The sequence below is a fragment of the Nonomuraea sp. NPDC003707 genome (assembly GCF_053587055.1).
On record NZ_JBSFNK010000005.1, the window covers coordinates 1 to 16,152 of the forward strand.

General features: G+C 70.5%; 18 protein-coding genes. 5 read left to right on the forward strand and 13 right to left on the reverse strand.

The genetic code is table 11. From position 1 onward, the window contains the following. Positions 1–95: 95 nt before the first annotated feature. From ACWDRB_RS13945 to ACWDRB_RS13955, 3 genes are all read right to left on the reverse strand, one after another. Positions 96–1,148, reverse strand: a complete 1,053-nt coding sequence (locus ACWDRB_RS13945) for a cellulose binding domain-containing protein (protein WP_449893744.1) — start codon at positions 1,146–1,148, stop codon at positions 96–98. Between the two features lie 118 nt (positions 1,149–1,266). Then, a complete protein-coding gene (locus ACWDRB_RS13950; RefSeq protein ID WP_449893746.1) occupies positions 1,267–2,109 on the reverse strand; it encodes a universal stress protein in 843 nt (280 codons plus the stop codon). Positions 2,110–2,121: 12 nt separating this feature from the next. Next, positions 2,122–2,469 (reverse strand): hypothetical protein, encoded by a 348-nt coding sequence (locus ACWDRB_RS13955; RefSeq protein ID WP_225963971.1) that lies wholly within the window; start codon positions 2,467–2,469, stop codon positions 2,122–2,124. Between the two features lie 116 nt (positions 2,470–2,585). Between ACWDRB_RS13955 and ACWDRB_RS13960 the strand changes: the two genes are divergently transcribed. The 3 genes from ACWDRB_RS13960 to ACWDRB_RS13970 all read left to right on the forward strand — a co-directional run bounded on the left by ACWDRB_RS13960 (position 2,586) and on the right by ACWDRB_RS13970 (position 4,740). Continuing rightward, positions 2,586–3,020, forward strand: coding sequence for a CBS domain-containing protein (locus ACWDRB_RS13960; RefSeq protein ID WP_449893749.1), 435 nt, complete (start codon positions 2,586–2,588; stop codon positions 3,018–3,020). 122 nt (positions 3,021–3,142) lie between these two features. Beyond that, on the forward strand, positions 3,143–3,649 hold the full coding sequence (locus tag ACWDRB_RS13965; RefSeq protein WP_449893751.1) for a SigE family RNA polymerase sigma factor: 507 nt from the start codon (positions 3,143–3,145) through the stop codon (positions 3,647–3,649). Next, positions 3,646–4,740, forward strand: coding sequence for a hypothetical protein (locus ACWDRB_RS13970; protein ID WP_449893754.1), 1,095 nt, complete (start codon positions 3,646–3,648; stop codon positions 4,738–4,740). The genes ACWDRB_RS13965 and ACWDRB_RS13970 overlap by 4 nt, the downstream gene beginning before the upstream one ends. A 45-nt stretch (positions 4,741–4,785) precedes the next feature. Here the strand turns inward: ACWDRB_RS13970 and ACWDRB_RS13975 are convergent, their stop codons facing one another. The 10 genes from ACWDRB_RS13975 to ACWDRB_RS14020 form a co-directional block, all read right to left on the reverse strand. Next, on the reverse strand, positions 4,786–5,916 hold the full coding sequence (locus ACWDRB_RS13975) for a hypothetical protein (RefSeq protein ID WP_449893756.1): 1,131 nt from the start codon (positions 5,914–5,916) through the stop codon (positions 4,786–4,788). After that, on the reverse strand, positions 5,913–6,413 hold the full coding sequence (locus ACWDRB_RS13980; RefSeq protein ID WP_350728558.1) for a SigE family RNA polymerase sigma factor: 501 nt from the start codon (positions 6,411–6,413) through the stop codon (positions 5,913–5,915). The genes ACWDRB_RS13975 and ACWDRB_RS13980 overlap by 4 nt, the downstream gene beginning before the upstream one ends. 78 nt (positions 6,414–6,491) lie before the next feature. Beyond that, entirely contained in the window at positions 6,492–7,337 is an 846-nt protein-coding gene (locus tag ACWDRB_RS13985) for a geranyl diphosphate 2-C-methyltransferase (protein ID WP_350728557.1), read from the reverse strand. Between the two features lie 17 nt (positions 7,338–7,354). After that, complete coding sequence (locus ACWDRB_RS13990; RefSeq protein WP_449893759.1) at positions 7,355–8,521, reverse strand: family 2 encapsulin nanocompartment cargo protein terpene cyclase; 1,167 nt, start codon at positions 8,519–8,521, stop codon at positions 7,355–7,357. Between the two features lie 38 nt (positions 8,522–8,559). Beyond that, positions 8,560–9,945 carry a family 2B encapsulin nanocompartment shell protein gene (locus ACWDRB_RS13995; RefSeq protein ID WP_449893761.1) on the reverse strand — a complete coding sequence of 462 codons (1,386 nt, stop codon included), beginning with the start codon at positions 9,943–9,945 and terminating at the stop codon, positions 8,560–8,562. Between the two features lie 129 nt (positions 9,946–10,074). Next, positions 10,075–11,094, reverse strand: a complete 1,020-nt coding sequence (locus tag ACWDRB_RS14000; protein ID WP_449893763.1) for a FecCD family ABC transporter permease — start codon at positions 11,092–11,094, stop codon at positions 10,075–10,077. Further along, positions 11,091–12,089, reverse strand: coding sequence for a FecCD family ABC transporter permease (locus ACWDRB_RS14005; protein WP_449893765.1), 999 nt, complete (start codon positions 12,087–12,089; stop codon positions 11,091–11,093). Before ACWDRB_RS14005 ends, ACWDRB_RS14000 begins: the two co-directional genes overlap by 4 nt. Beyond that, complete coding sequence (locus ACWDRB_RS14010; protein WP_449893767.1) at positions 12,086–13,099, reverse strand: iron-siderophore ABC transporter substrate-binding protein; 1,014 nt, start codon at positions 13,097–13,099, stop codon at positions 12,086–12,088. Before ACWDRB_RS14010 ends, ACWDRB_RS14005 begins: the two co-directional genes overlap by 4 nt. 10 nt (positions 13,100–13,109) lie before the next feature. Further along, a complete protein-coding gene (locus tag ACWDRB_RS14015) occupies positions 13,110–13,985 on the reverse strand; it encodes a siderophore-interacting protein (RefSeq protein ID WP_449893769.1) in 876 nt (291 codons plus the stop codon). A gap of 100 nt (positions 13,986–14,085) precedes the next feature. Next, a complete protein-coding gene (locus ACWDRB_RS14020) occupies positions 14,086–14,934 on the reverse strand; it encodes an alpha/beta fold hydrolase (RefSeq protein WP_449893772.1) in 849 nt (282 codons plus the stop codon). Positions 14,935–15,088: 154 nt separating this feature from the next. Here ACWDRB_RS14020 and ACWDRB_RS14025 point away from each other — a divergent pair, with 154 nt between their 5' ends. Then, positions 15,089–15,538, forward strand: coding sequence for an RlpA-like double-psi beta-barrel domain-containing protein (locus ACWDRB_RS14025; protein WP_192790359.1), 450 nt, complete (start codon positions 15,089–15,091; stop codon positions 15,536–15,538). Between the two features lie 10 nt (positions 15,539–15,548). Continuing rightward, a complete protein-coding gene (locus ACWDRB_RS14030; protein WP_350728549.1) occupies positions 15,549–16,145 on the forward strand; it encodes a cell wall protein in 597 nt (198 codons plus the stop codon). Positions 16,146–16,152 lie beyond the last annotated feature (7 nt).

Sequence of the window (16,152 nt, forward strand, 5' to 3'; positions counted from 1 at the left end):
GCAGTAAGAAGGGTCTCGATGTCGTTCGTCACAAAACGATCAACGAGGCCCTTCCCCATTGGTGGCTACCGCCCAAGAACTTCGGACTTACTCGTCTAGGAGCAGGTGGGCGTGGGGGCGGTGTTCGTGCCGCTCCACGAGGCGATGAAGCCGAACGTGGTCGAGGCCCCCGGCGCGAGCGAGCCGTTCCACGCCACGTTGCGCACGGTCACCGCGGAGCCGTTCGCACTCAGCGTGCCGTTCCAGAGCTGGCTGATCCGCTGCCCGTTCGCGAACGTCCACTGCACCGTCCACGCGCTCATGGCCGAGGCGCCGGTGTTCTTGACGGTGACCTCGCCCTGGAAGCCGTCCTGCCACTGGTTGGCGTTCTTGTACGTCGCCGTGCACCCGCCACCGGGAGTGGGGGTGGGAGTGGGGGTGACGGTGGGCGTCGAGGTGGGGGTGATCCCCGACAGGGCGCTCACCAGGGGCGGGTACCACTTGTCGGACATCTTCTGGTCACCGGTCGAGTTCGGGTGCACGCCGTCGTAGGTGTCCGTGCTCGTGCTGAACCCCGTCCACTGGTCCACCACCGTGATCGGCGACTGCTGCGTGGTGGTCGCGGCCGCCCAGGCGGGGATGGCGTTGTTGAAGTTCACGGCGCGCTGGCCGCAGTCGGCGCAGGTGGACGGGTTCATGGGGATGATCTTGGCGACGAGGATCTTCATGTTGGGGTTGCTGGCCCGCATCTGGTTCACGAGCGTGGTGAACGCGCTGAGGATCGTCGCCGGCGCGATGTTGCTCCACACGTCGTTCGTGCCGAGGTGCATCAGCACGATGTCGGGCTTGGTCGCCGAGAGCCAGCCGGGCAGCTGGCTCTGGTTGGCGATGTTGGTGGCCAGGTAGCCGCCGTGGCCCTCGTTGTCACCGTCGTACGAGACGCCGCAGCCCTGCGGCGGGAGGGTGCCGACGAAGTCGATGTTGGTGTAGCCGGTGCTCTGGAGCCGGTTCCAGAGCAGGGCCCGCCAGCAGCCCGGAGAGCCGGTGATCGAGTCACCCAGGGGCATGATCCGGGTGGCGGCGGCACCGCTGGCCTGCGTGGTCGTCGCGAATAACACCGCCGCGGCGAACGCCAGCATCGCCGCCAGCAAGGTGCTGGTCCTGCGCATCGTCTGCTCTCCCGTCGTAGACTGCGCAGATCGTAAGGACGGCGCCGGTACGACGGGAAGGCGGCGAGCCCTGCGCGAGGCGGCGACCTGCGCGAACGCCGGGATCGGCGTGTAACTTTCAGAGCCGCTCCCTGCGGACCACGGCGAGCGGGCAGGGGGCGTGGTGGAGCATGGCCTGGCTGATCGAGCCCATGAGCATCCCGGCGAACTGGCTGCGCCCGTGCGTGCCGACCACCAGCAGGTCCGCCTCGGCCGCCGCCTCCCGCAGCACCTCGACGGGGTGGCCGTGCACGATCTCCGGCACCACCTCCACCCCCGGATGCCGCTCCCGGTGCCCCGCCAGGAGCGCGTCCAGCTCGCGCGACTGGTCCAGCTCGCCGTCACGGTCGGCCGGCTCGAACCCGCTCGGATGCGGCCAGGCCCACGCGTGTACGGCGCGCAGCTTCGTACCGCGCAATTCGGCCTCGGCGAACGCGAAGCCCAGCGCCCGTACGCCCCCGGGAGACCCGTCGACCCCCACCACGATCTCGCCGCGCGGGGTCGAGGGGCGGGCGCGTACCAGGACGACGTCCGTGACCGCGTGCGCGGCGATGCCGTACGCGACGGACCCCACCAGCAGCCCGCGCACGCCGCCGACGCCCCGGCTGCCCGCGACCAGCAGTTCGGCGTTCTCCGAGACCTTGACCAGGGCGGAGCGGGGGTCGCCGGGCAGCAGGACGGTCTCCACCGTGATCTCCGGCCGCTCCCGCAGCGCGCGGTCCCGCGCGGAGATCAGCACCGATTTCGCGCCCTCGCGCAGCCACCGGCCGACCTCGGCGTAGTGTCCGTCGGTCTCCTCGCACACCCACTTCGGAACGGCGTGCGCCACGGTAAGCGGCACCTGTCTCAGCGCCGCCTCTGTGGCCGCCCAGCCGGCGGCGTCCAACCCGGTTCTCGAGCCGTCAACGCCGACGATGATCATGGAACTGGCTCCTCAGGTGAAGGCGTAGCACTCCACCTCGGCGCGGCGGTACGTCAGCCCCGCGGAGACGGATTCGCGAACGCACTGGCGTTCGGCCTTACTGAGCTTGAGCGTGCCGCATACGGTCACGCCGGAATACGTGCGACAGTCGAGCGTCTTGTCGTATTTGCCGATGCGGTACATCTCCTTGACCGCCTCACGGCACTTCGCCTTGCCCTGGTCGGCATAGCGGCACTGGGAGATGAGGGTGTCGTACTGCTGCTGACTCACTTCGTGTTGGGCGGTACCGTCTCCGAAGGCGGCGGTCACGCCGGACGTGGCCATGACCACGAGTCCTGCGACAGCGGCGATCTTTTTCATATGTCCCCTGATGGGAGCATACCGCCCAGGGCCCTCGCCAAACCTCGTGCGATCTCCCGCAGGCGGGGTAGGGCTCAGATTGAAGATTCCTTCGACCTCTCTCGGAGGAGGTAGAAATGGGCACATCGGGAGTCGGAAAAACAGTCCAGGACGTGATGCACCGCGGAGCGCAGTGCGTCGGCGAACACGACAGCCTCCGCACGGCCGCGCAGATGATGCGTGATCTTTCGGTCGGCGCGTTGCCGATCTGCGGGGACGACGACCGGCTCAAAGGGATCATCACCGACCGCGACATCGTGATCAAGTGTTGCGCCGAGGGCAAGGACATCGACCAGACCACCGCGAGCGAGCTCGCCCACGGGCTGGTCTGGGTCGACGCCCGCAGCAGCGTCGAGGAGGCGCTGCAGAAGATGACGCAGCACCAGATCAAGCGGCTGCCCGTGATCGAGAACCACCGGATCGTGGGCATGGTCACCGAGGCCGATCTGGCGAAGGAGCTGCCGGACAACAAGCTCGCCGAGTTCGTCCACCGCGTGTACGCACCCGCGTAGACGCGACCGATCAGATGCGAGGGGGTCCCAGAGCGGGATCCCCTCACCATGTGAAAGCAGAGACGGATGTGCAACCTTTCGTCCCAGGACCGCATTGGTAAGGGGCGAGAGGAGATACCACATTGGATCGTCACGACGGCTTCCGCGAGTTCGTGCTCGCTCGCCAGCAGGCGCTGATGCGGACCGCGTACCTGCTCGTGGGGGACGCCCACCTCGCCGAGGACCTGCTGCAGAGCGTCTTGACCAAGATTGTGAAGCACTGGCCCAAGCTGGCCAAGGAGGGCAATCCCGAGGCATACACGCGCAAGGCCCTGGTCAACCAGTACCTGGCCTGGCGCCGCCGCCCCCGGCCCGAGGTGCTGAGCGCCGCACCGCCGGAACAGGCCGCCTCCCATGACAACGCCACGCTCGACCGGATCGTCCTGCGCCAGGCGCTGGCCAAGCTGACCCGCAAGCAGCGGGCGGTGATCGTGCTGCGCTACTGGGAGGACCTCACCGAGGCGCAGACGGCCGAAGCGCTCGGCTGCTCGATCGGCACCGTCAAGAGCCAGACCCATCACGCCCTCGCCCGCCTGCGCGCGCTCGCGCCCGAGCTGGCTGACCCGTACCTGCAGGAGGTAGTTCGATGACCAGGCTGCGCGAGGCGCTGAGCGGTCTCGCGGAGGAGGCACCGCTGGTGAGCCTGGCCGACGCGGCCATCGCCGGCCACCGGCGCAGGCGGCGCACCACAATGGCGGCGACCACCGTCGCGACCGTCGCGGCGCTGGTGGCGTCGGCGGCGGTGGTGACGGTGGTCTGGCCCCGTGACGCCTATCCGGCCGCCCCGCAAAGTGCCGACACGGTGGCCGACCTGCCCGACGGGAAGGTGGGGGCGATCGAGTACGGGTACCAGACGCCCTGCGACGTGTCCGACGATCTTCAGGTCACCGACTGCCGCGTCCAGGAGTGGCGGGTGGTCACCCGCGCCGGCACGACGTACCGGGTGCCGCAGGCGCTGGTAACGACCCGCAAGGGCGGTTACAGCCCCATCGCGATCAGCCGGGACGGGCGCATGCTCGCCTACTACAACCGCGAGGCCCAGGCCCACGTGGTCCGCGACCTGACGACCGGCGCCGTGTCGACCTCCCCCTTCAAGGTGAAGGAGGAGCAGATCCAGATCGGCACCCAGCTCGTCGTCTCCGACGACGGCCGGTACGTGGGTTTCGATCCGCGCGTGGGGAGCAAGAAGGACACCGGGCTGCTGATCGACGTGCGCACCGGCAAGACGGTGCGGGTCCCCGACAAGTTCGAGATCATCAGCATCAAGGGCGGCGTCGCCGAGCTGCTCCGCTACGTCAAGACCGACATGTGGCTGATGCCCGTCACCGGCGGCGGCAAGCCGGTGCGCTTCGACGGCACGTTCATCCTCTTCAGCGAGGTCGCTCCGGACGGCCGCACGGTGGTCGCCCGCGACTTCAAGGACAAGGAGCCGGCTCTCACCGTCCTCGATGCCAAGACCGGGCGGATCGTGCGGAAGGTGCCGATCCGCGGCCTGCCGAAGGGCGGCGGCTTCCACGGCGCCACCATCTGGCAGAGCCCGTCCGAGGTCGTGATCCTCGGCGACGGCAAGATTTCCGGCACGTATGCGGTCAACATCGAAACCGGGAAGGCTCGACGCCTGGCCGACTTCGCCAGCGGGCCCCGGCACAGCCTGGTCCTGCCCGGAAAGGCCGCCGGGTAGTAGCCGCGAGGGCGAGACCGCTCTCGCCCTCGCCTGAGGCGGAGATCAGCGGATCCTGGCCAGGTCGATGATCATGTACTGGTCCTTGAGCTGATAGGACACCAGGCCGCCGTCGAGGATCCCCGGCTCCACCCCGGTCATCCGGCCCTCGGCGCTCGGCCGCAGGCCCAGGTCCCCCTGCCTGCCGGTGGCCAGGTCGAGCAGCACCTGGCCGCCCGCGGCACCGGGCGGATCGGCGGCCAGGAACCGGTCGTCGCCCAGCCCGAGCACCGGGGAGCCGGGCAGGTCCCGTTCCCGCGAGCCGTCGCGCAGCCGGTAGAAGCGCGTGTCGTCGGGCCTCATGCCGACGCACGTCGTCACGCCGCACCTGACGTACCTCTCCCCCGGCCGGACGACCGCGTTGCTCACCTGCCCGGTCTCGGCGTTGAGCAGCTCCCGGAAGCTGGGCTCGCGGTCCTGCGTGGACTCGCTCGGGGTCGCCAGCCACGGCCAGCGCAGGATGTGGTGCCGTTCCGCGCCGGCGACGGAGGTCACGCGCCCGCCCCTCAAAGGGAACGTGAAGACTCCGCCATCGACGAGTGAGACCGCCACCCGGTCCCCGACCACCGTGAGCTTCTCACCGCGCCCCTTGACCGGGCCGCCGGTGTCGATGGCGGCCGGCTTCCCGCCGGAGACCGGCACCGACCAGAACCGCGTGTGGTCGTTCCTGTCGATCGTCTGCCAGACGATCCGGCCCGCGCCGACCGTGAAGGCGTACGCGGAGGGGACGTCCGCGATCTTCCGGGTCCGGCCGGTGCCGAGGTCGTAGGCGTAGATGGCGTCGGCCCGCTCGCCGCTCTTTTCCGTCCACAGGAGCACCGTGCGGTCGTCGATGAAGATCAGCGGGCGGAAGTCCGGAAGGTTCGGAAGCTGCCGGGGAATCTTCCAGACCGCGCCGGGCCAGACTGTCTCGACGGGTTCGGGCAGCCTGGTCTGCGCCACCTGCGCCCCGTCGATGCCGCGTACCGTCACGCCGACGATCACCATGGCGACCGCCGCCACCAGCGCCTGCGTACGCGTCCTGCGGCGGCGGGAGCGCGCCGCGATCCGGCCGGGGAAGCCGGTCGGGGCCTGCGGCGCCCCCTCGGCGGCACGGCCGAGCACCCGGCTCAGGTCGTCTTCCAGATCCGTGCTCATGGGGCGCTCCTCCTCGCGGGCGTACGGTGGGCGATCGCGGAACGGAGCTTGGCCAGACCGAGCGACGCGTGGCTGCGTACGGTCCCCTGGGAGATGCCGAGAACGCCGGCGATCTCCGAGTCGTGGAGCTGCTCGTAGAAGCGCAGGACGAGGACGGCGCGCTGCTTGCGTGGCAGCCCTTCGAGCGCCTGCCAGAGCTCCTGGTCGGCGTCGGAGGGCAGCACGTCCTCGATCGGCGTCTCCGGGAGAGCCCAGGCGAGCTGCTCACGGCGGCGGCGCCGCCAGGCGCTGATGTGCAGCCTGGCCATGATCGCCTTGGTGTAGCGCTCCGGATCCTCCTTCCTGCGCACGCGCGCCCACGCCCGATGCAACCTGACCAGCGCCTCCTGCGTCAGATCCGCCGCGTCGTGCGGATTGCCGCTCAGGGCGTAGCCGTAGCGCAGCAGCGCGTTGGCGCGTTCGGCGACGAACTCCGCGAACCGGGGGTCGTCTTCCACTTACCATCGCCTTTCCGTGATCGGTCTCCCCTCAGACGGACTTGGCGGTGGATTTGTTGAATGGAGGGGGAATCACCGTCAGATGCGGTCGGCGGCGATGAGCAGGTACTGGAAGCTGCCGTCCTTGTACGCGTCGAGGAACGCCTGCTCGATCCCCGTCGCGAGGTGGGTCTTGGCGCGCAGCTCCCAATAGGGGATGGTCGCGGCGGTGAGGTCGATGACGTCGATGGGGACGAGGCGGTTGGCCGCCATCTCCTTGAAGTAGGTGCTGCGGGGGTGGATGTCGCAGATGTAGTGGGCGTTGATCTGGCTCACGGCACGCGAGGGCAGGCCGTAGGCGTCGTTGTAGCAGCCGGTGATGCACACGTACCGGCCGCCCCGGCTCAGGAGGCGGGCGTGCGCGGCGAACAGCAGCGACAGCTCGACGTACATCGTGCTCTCGTTGTTCCAGATCGCCTGGAACGTTCCAGGTTCGAAGCCGGTGTCGAGCATGTTGCGGAAATGGAAGCGCACCTTGTCGGACACACCGCGCTTCTCCGCCTGTTCGTTGGCGAAGGCCACCTGGGACTCGGAGATGGACACACCGTCGACCTGGCAGCCGTACCTGCGGTTGACCAGGAGGCTGGAGCCGCCACGGCCGCAGCCGGCGTCCATGGCCCGGTGCTCGGGCCGCAGAGCGCCGAGCTGGCCGATGAGGAGGTCGGCCTGCGCGTGCTCGAGCCGGTGAAGCTCCTCGATGATGCGTTTCTCGCGGGTGTCTTCCGGGCCTTCAAGGACCGACCAGTCCACCTCGCCGATGCCATAGTGGTGGTGGTAGATCCCGTCGACCTCACCCAGTCGGAGGTTGACCGGGTTCTTCTCGGTGTTCCAGTAGTCGGCGACGGAGTGCTGGTAGTAGGTGCTGAGTACGGGACTGGCCGTCATCGGCAATGCTCCTCTCTCTAGGACTTGTAGCGGCTGGTGGTGTCGTGCCATTCGACGCAGCCGGCCATCCAGCCCTGCGCCCCGCGCAGGAACCGCTTCAGCTCGACGGACGGTACGGCGTCGAGCGCGAGCCGGCTGGCCTCGAAACCTCTGACGAAGTCGTTGTGCATGGACACGGCGCGTTCGGTCGCCTCACGGATGGGGCAGCCCTCCTCGGCGGCGATCAGCAGGATCACGTTGGAGTCGGGGAGCTCGTCGGCCGCCTCCCTGGCGACGGAGTGCAGGTCGTTGACGAGGACGCTGGCGGTGCCCGCCTGCATGAGCGCAGTGTGGAACCTCCTGTCGAAGAAGAGATTGGCGGGGAGTTCGTACGCGCCCACGATGTCGATGAGCGTCATGGACGTGTAGAAGCTGTCGTGCTGGCGGGCCGCGAGGTAGCGCCACACGGGCGGCGGCGTCTCCAGGTAACGCCAGGCGGCGTAGGCGGCCCAGCTTACGTACATCTGGGAAGTGATGTTGCAGATCCGCATGACCTGCGACGGGGTGGCGTGGCGGGTGATGTGGCTGACGGACGCCCGCAGGGAGACCAGCACGGGGTCGGCCTCGATCGCCTCCTCGAGCTGGCGCGTGTAGTCGCCCGCGGGCGGAGGCGGGTCCATGGCCGAGGTCACGAGGGCGAGCCGCGGCGGCAGCTCCGTCGGCGTGGCGCCCAGCTCGGTCTCGTCGGCGTAGTAGTCGTCGGCCGCCCACCAGGCGGCGTTCGTCTGCGCCGCGATCAGCAGCAGGTCGGGGTCGTCGGCGTCGGGGTGGGCGAGCATGGCCAGCCGCCCGTAGCCGGTCGCGCCGAACTCCTCCATGCGCCCCTCGTGCAGGCCGATCCGCTCCGCCCACGCCACCAGCCGCCGGTCCACCTCGTCGCCCAGCTCCTGGTCGTTCCTGACGAGCTCGGGGCAGTAGAGCGGCGGATAGGTCCCGTCGCCCCACTGCCGTTCCCGGTAGGGCAGCGGGGCGAGACTGTGGCGGTAGGCGGCGCTGCGCGCCGCCTGCGCGGGATCCATCGGAGCGGGCCTGGGCTGCTCGTGCCCGTCCCTTTCGTCGGGCCGTGGCACGAGATGGCGGTCGAAGAGCGGCAGGCGCAGCGCGGAGGTGCCCAGACCGGTGGGACCTGCTGCGATCTCGGGCATGACGCGCCCCTTCCTGGAGTCGAGCCGGAGTCGGGCGGTCAGGAGCGCGGCGCGGAGACGTCGACGTTCTCGAGGATGCCGATGGCGTCGGGCACCAGGATCGCCGCCGAGTAGTAGGCGCTGACCAGGTACGACATCACGGCCTGGGAGTTGATGCCCATGAAGCGGGCGTTGAGCCCCGGCTCGTGCTCCTCCGGGAGGCCGGTCTGGTAGAGGCCGACGACCCCCTGGTCCTCCTCCCCCGTGCGCAGGGCCAGGATGGAGGTGGTCTGGTGCTCGGAGATCGGGATCTTGCCGCAGGGGAAGATCGGGATGCCGCGCCAGGCCGGGATCTCGTGGCCGTCCACGTCGGCGCTGCCCGGCACCAGCCCGCGCTTGTTGCACTCCCTGAAGAACGCGGCGATCGCCTTGGGGTGGGCGAGCAGCATCTTGGTCTTGCGCCGCATGCTGATCAGGTCGTCCAGGTCATCGGGGGTCGGCGGGCCGGACCAGGTGCTGATCCGCTGGTCGTAGTCGGTGTTGTGCAGCAGGCCGAACTCGCGGTTGTTGACCAGCTCCCACTCCTCGCGCTCGCGGATCTCGTGGACCGTCAGGCGCAGCTGCTGTTCGAGCTGGCTCATGGGGTCGTTGAAGAGGTCGGCCACGCGGGTGTGGACCCGCAGGATGGTCTGCGTGACGCTGAGCTCGTACTCGCGGGGCCGGATGTCGTAGTCGACGAACGTGCCGTCGATGACCGGCTCGCCCACGTGCCCCGAGGCGAGCGCGACGGCCGCCTCGCCGCGGCGGTTGACCGGCTTGCGCGTCTCCTCCAGGTAGCGGACGACGTGCTCGCGCAGGGCGGGGGTGTCGCCGAGCAACTGCTGGATCTCGTGGCGCGGTGCCACCAGGATCGTGCCGGAGGTGACGGCCCTGACCGTGAACGGCCATCGGGGGCTCTCCTGCACGAGCGCGTCGTCGCCCAGGTGCGCGCCGTCGGTGATGACGCCGAGGGCCTGCGCGTCGCCGTACGCCCCGGCGGCCAGCCGTTCGAGCCGGCCGTGGGCGATCACGTACGTGTCGGTGACCGGCGTGCCCGCCGCGGCGATGACCTCCCCCGCCTGGAACTCCCGCGGCGCGAACGTCGAGGCGATCGCCGCCAGCGCGTCGAGGTCGTCGAAACCGCGCAGCAGGGGGATCTCCTGGAGCGTCTGCGGGACGATGAGCACGTCGTCCGCCCCGTTGAGCACCACGCTCACCCGGCCGCGCCCGATGTGGTGCGTCAGCCGGCGGTTGACCCGGTAGGTGCCGCCGCGCACGTCGACCCACGGCAGCCTGCGCAGGAGCCAGCGGGAGGTGATGGCCTGCATCTGCGGGCGCGTCTTGGTGGTGGTGGCCAGGTTGCGCGCGGCCCGGGTGTCCAAGCTCAACCGAGGCTCCGTCGACATGTTCCCTCGCAATCGCTCGCCTGTGACAGCAGATGTCCGTGAGGCATTCACCACTGAACGTAGTCAGGCTGACACAATCCGTAGAGTGTCTTGATGGTCACGTACTGCTAACCCCGCTGCGGTAGCGATCTAACGGCGGCGGGAGCGGGCCAGGAGCCACAGCAGGAGGGGCGCCCCCAGCACGCCGGTGACCACGCCGACCGGCAGTTCGACGTCCGGGATCAGCAGCCGCGCGACGACGTCGGCGGCCAGCACGATGAACGATCCGGCGAGCCCGGCGGCCAGCGGCGGCGGCCAGGCGGTGCGGGCCAGCCGCTGCGCGATCTGCGGCGCGGCCAGCGCCACGAACGCCACGGGACCGGCCGCCGCGGTGCCGAACGCGACCAGCGCCACCCCGGTCAGCAGCAGCGTCAGCCGCGCCGCCTGCACCGGGGCCCCGAGCACGACGGCCACCTCGTCACCGAGCTGCAGCGCCCGCGTCCAGCGGCCGAGGAGGAGCGCGGCGGGCACGAGGACGGCCAGGGCGAGCGCGAGCGGCGCCACGTGGCCCCAGTCGCGCCCGTTCAGGTTGCCGAACAGCCAGCCCAGCGCCTGCTGCGCCTGGAAGGTCCCGGTGGTGACCATGAGGTATTCGGTGGCGCTCGTGCACATCCACGACACGCCCACCCCGACGAGCACGATCCGGTAGCCGCTCGCGCCGCGCCGCCAGGCCAGCAGGTACGTCAGCAGCGCCACGACCACCGCGCCCGCGAAGCCCAGCACCTGGAGCCCGCCGGCACCCATGACGATCCCCGCGACCACGGCCAGGCCCGCCCCCTGCGTGACACCGATCATGTCGGGGCTGGCGAGCGGGTTGCGCGTCATCGTCTGGAACAGCGCGCCCGACACCCCGAAGGCGGCGCCCGCCAGCAGCCCGGTCAGCGCCCTGGGCAGGCGCAGCTCTCCCACCACGAACGCGGTGCCCTGGTCGCCCGCGCCGACGAGCGCCTGGATCACCTCGCCGAGGCCGAGCGGGACCTCGCCGAGCCCGATGCCCAGGCAGAAGGCCAGGAACGCGGCCCCGGCCAGGGCCAGGCAGACCACGATGACGCGCGGGCGCAGCACCCCGGAGACGGGCGGCACGGACAACCTGAAGGTCAGCTGGGTCATAGCTCCGCCAGGTGCTTACGCCGGGCCAGGACGACGAAGAACGGCCCGCCGATGAACGCCACGAGCAGCCCGGCCTGCACCTCGATCGGCGGCGCCACCACCCGGCCCACCACGTCGGCCGCGATCAGCAGGCAGGGCCCGAGCAGCGCGGCCATCGGCAGCAGCAGCCGGTGGTCGGTCTCGGAGCCGCCCGGCCGCGCGACGAGCCGGGCCAGATGCGGCACGACGAGCCCGACGAAGACCACGGGCCCGATGGCCGCCACGGCGGCCCCGGTGAGCAGCATCACGGCCGCCGCCGCCCGTACCCGGACCAGGCCCACCCGGCGGCCCAGCCCTCTGGCCACGTCGTCGCCCAGCGCGAGGCTGTTGAGCGCGGGCCCGCAGGCCAGGGCGAGCGCCGACCCGGCGAGCACGAACGGCAGGAGCTGCGGCAGCACGTCCGCGCCCGCGCCGGACAGCGACCCCGCCGACCAGAACCGGTACCGGCCCAGCGACTCCGGGTCCACGAGCACGAACGCGCTGGTCACCGAGCTCAGCAGGAACGTCACCGCGACCCCGGCGAGGGCCAGCTTGACCGGCGTGCTCCCGTCGCGGCCCAGCCCGGCCAGCGCGTAGACGAGAACGCTCGCGACCAGCGCCCCCGCGAAGGCGAACCAGACGAATCCGGCCAGCGCCGAGACGCCCAGCACGCCGATGGACACGACGACCGCGAACGCGGCCCCGGCGCTGACGCCGAGCACGCCCGGGTCCGCGAGCGGGTTGCGGGTCAGCGCCTGCATGAGGGCGCCCGACAGGCCGAGCGCCGCCCCCACCAGCACGCCGACCAGCGTGCGCGGCACCCGTACCGACCAGATCACGTCGAGGACGTCGCGGTCGGTCACGGTTCCCGCCAGCGCGCCCACCACCTGGTCGGGCGGGATCTGGCGGGCGCCCAGCGAGAGCGACAGCAGGCAGACCAGGACGAGCGCGCCGGCCGACAGTGCGAGGGGTCTCACGCCTTGGTCGCCGGGTCGCCGTCGGCGGCCGCGGCGAGCCGCGGCACCAGGCCGTCGAGCATGTACGGCAGGCTCAGCACGGTCACGAAGGAGACGGCGTTGCCCTGGTCGGTGTTCTCCTGCAGGAAGACCTCCCGGCCCTCCTTCACCACGCCGAGCCCCTTGTAGACGCTGTCGGCGTGCAGCGTGCCCTGGTCCTTGGCGACGTCGGCGGAGCTCCAGACGATCACGCCGGTGTCGACCAGGTCGAGGCGCTCGCGGCTGATGTTCGCGCCGAACTTGTCGCCGATCGCCTGGTCGAGGCCGTCGGGCAGCTTGAACCCGAGCGAGGCGAGCAGGCGGGAGCGCGGGTCCTGGCTGCCGAAGACGAAGTAGCCCTCGTAGACGGTGGCCATCAGCGCGGTCTTGCCCTGGAACTCCGGATGCTCCTTCCGCACCTGCGCGAACCGGTCCTCGACCTGCTTGACCAGCGTGTCCGCCTCGGTGGCGCGGCCGACGGCGACGCCGACCTTCCTGGTGAGCTCCTGCCAGGGGATGCCGTAGTCGATGTACTCCTTGGGCTGGGCCACGGTCGGCGCGATCTTCGACAGCGTCGTGTACTGCTCCTGGGTGAGCCCCGAGTAGAGGGCCAGGATCAGGTCGGGCTTGAGTGCCGCGATCTTCTCGAACTGGGGGCCGCTGCCGGTGTCCTTGAGGACCTGCGGGAGGGGCGCGGCGCCCAGCTCGTCCTTGGCCCAGGGGCCGATCGCGCCCGGATAGTCGCCGATCCACGTCGTGGCCCCGACCGGGGTGACGCCGAGGGCCAGCAGGGCGTCCTGTTCGAGCAGGCCGACGGTGACGATGCGCTTGGGGGCGGCGGGGACGGTGGTCTCGCCGTACTTGTGCGCCATCTTGACGGCGGCGGCGGAAGAGGAGGCGGCGGCGGGTCCCTGCTGAGCGGCGGGGGCCGTCGAGCCGCAGCCCGCGATGGTGATCAGGACGAGTGCCACGAGGGCGAGTGTGCGGGTCATGGAACGCTCCTCACTCGTTGTGCTCGGCGCGGCCCTGACGCCAGTAGCCCATGAAGGCCACCGCGCGCCGGTCCATGCCGCGCTCGGCGACCAGGTATCGCCGCAGGGACCTGATCACCGCCGCCTCGCCGGCCAGCCAGGCGTACAGCGGCTCCGTGCTCTCCTCCTCCGGCACTTCCCACAGCTCCTCCACGTCGACGTCCACGTCGTCGAACGTGTCGGGCACGGGCAGCGGCGGCAGCAGCCCGCCGGCGGCCGACCGCAGGGCCGGCTCCAGCAGCGCGCCGCGCTCGGCGTCGCCCCTGGCCAGCCACTCGATCTTCACCTGGCTGGCGGTCCGGATCTCCAGGAAGTCCTGCTCGCAGGGCACCTCCATGAGCGCGGTGCCCGTGAAGCCGTCGGGGAGCCTTTCGAGGATGGAGCAGATCGCGGGGACCGCCGTCTCGTCGCCGGCGATCAGCACCGTGCCGGTGCCGGCCGGCGGCTGGAACACCACGTTCCCGTGCGCTTCGGGGTGCCGCGCGTCGCCGCCGAACAGCACCGCGACATCATCGGGCCGCACCTCCTGCGCCCACCGCGCCACCGGCCCGCCGCCGCCGGGGTGCATCACCACGTCGACGTCCACCTCGCGCTCGGCCTGCCTGACCAGCCTGGCCGTGTACGTGCGGATGGGGTTGCGCCTGTCCTCGTCCAGCTCGCGCCACCGCGGGAACCAGTCGGAGCCGGTGGGCAGGTGGGCGAGCCCGTGGCCGGGGAGGGGGAGGATGAGCTTGATCCGCTGGTCGTAGCCGTTGTCGGCGAATATGCCCAGGTCCTCCCCTGTGAAGGTGACCCGGAGGAACGATGGGCTCAACCGTTCCAACCTGGCCACACGCACGTCGAACATGCGATAGGGCTCCACCAGCGCCAGCCTCCCGCCGCAACCATTAGGTGAGGCTAACCTAACCCATCACGATCGCGAACGCCACGCCGGGCCCGCGTCCCGGTCAGCGGCGCAGGAACTCCCGCAGGTGGGCGAGCAGGGCCTCCGGGCGTTCCTCGGCGATGAAGTGCCCGCACTCGGGGATCTCGGCGGCGGTGACGTCGGCGGCGTACTCCCGCCAGATCTCCTCCGACGGCAACCGCGCCGGCAGCCCCACCGACCCCCACAGGGCCAGCACGGGCATGGTCAGGCGGCGGCCCGCGGCGGCGTCCTCGTCGTCGAGCGCGAGGTCGCGCTCGTGCGCCCGGTAGTCGTCGAACCCGGCGCGCAGGGCCCCCGGACGGCCGAACGCCTGGACGTAGACGTCGACCACCTCGGCGGGCAGGCCGTGCCGGTTGTACGTCCAGCGCTCGAAGAAGTACTCCAGATAGCCCCGGACGTCGTGCCCCACCAGGCGTTCGGGCAGGTCGGGCTGCAGGTGGAAGAGCCAGTGCCAGTAGCCCGCGGCCACGGTCGCGTCCAGGCGGCGGAACATCTCGCGCGTGGGGACGATGTCCAGCACCGCGACCTTGCCGACCTGGTCGGGACGGTCGAGCCCCCAGCGGTGGGCCACCCGCGCGCCGCGATCGTGCCCGACGACCGCGGCCCGCCCGAACCCGAGCGCGTCCACCAGCTCCGCCATGTCCGCGGCCATCCGCCGCTTGTCGTAGCCGCCGGCCGGCTTGTCACTCAGCCCGTACCCCCGCAGGTCGGGGGCCACCACCGTGAACTCGGCGGCCAGCGGCTCGACGATGTGCCGCCAGCAGTGGCCGGTCTGCGGCCAGCCGTGCAGCAGCACCACCAGCGGCCCGTCGCCGGCTCGCGTGTAGTGCAACCGGATGCCGTCGACCTTTGCCACGCCCGTCGTATTCATTGGCTCAGTAGATCATGGGACGATCCCGTGACCCCATAAAGCGCCAAAAATAGGGGCATTGACGAAAAATCCTTACATGGTACTCATAGATCGAGTCGGAAAGTTTCAGGACCCCCCACCGAGACCGTCCAGAGCTCACCCGAGGAGGACGCGCATGGCGCGCACCCAGCCCCCCGAGACCCCCATCGACTTATACGCCGCCGTCCAAGGAGAGGTCTCCTGGTTCTGCTGCGGGACCGCCTGGGGACCGTGCAGCACCACAGGCAAGGGCGCCTGTGGCACCTGCAACTCCGGCAGCCTCCAGCACGCCTGGCCCAACACCTCCGACGCCTGCTGGGCCATCACCCACCCCGACACCTGCGGCTTCAACCTCTCCCGCCGGACCTGCGGTTTCCAGCACCGCACCACCAACCTGTGCAGCGGCGTCAGCGTCGTCACCTCCATCGCCGACTGCGGCCCGCAGACCGACCTGTTCTGCGGCGAGCGCAGCTGCTGCGGCTCGACCTGCGCCACCGACCGGATCATCGACCTCACGCCGGCGGCGTACAGCAAGATCGCCAGCCTCTCCACCGGCCTGCGTCCCTGCTCGATCGACGCGGCGTGAGGGGGCGACGATGACCACCAGAAGAGACATGCTCAGGTCCGCCCTGCTCGGCGGCGGCGCCACGGTCGTGGCCGCGAGCGCGATGGGCTCGCTCGGCCCCGAGGCGGCCTTCGCCAACACCGCGCTCGACGTCGACCCGGGCGCCCCCGACCCCAACTTCGCCGAGGGCCGGATCCGTTCGATCAAGGACAACACGCTGCTCGTCCTCGGCTCGAACATGGTCATCCACAACATCAAGGTCGTGGACGGCACGAGCCTGTGGAAACTCGGCCCCGTGGCGTTCGACGCGGCCAAGCCCGGCGACGGCCTGTACGCCCGCGGCGTGCGGATGCCGGACGGCACCCTCGCCGCCGAGTCGGTCTGGCTCAACATCGTCAACATCAAGGGCCACATCAAGAACATCACCGACAAGACCATCCACCTCGACCACAACGGCAAAGAGGTGCTGTGCCACGTCGTGGCCGGCAAGTCGGTCGCGATCCACTCCGAGTCGCCGGCCACCTCGGACCTGTCGATGCTGAGGGTCGCCCAGCACGTGCAGATCCTCGGCGCCTGGCGGCCCGACACGAACGAGGTCGACATCGCCACCGTCTTCTCCCCGCACTAGGAAGGAG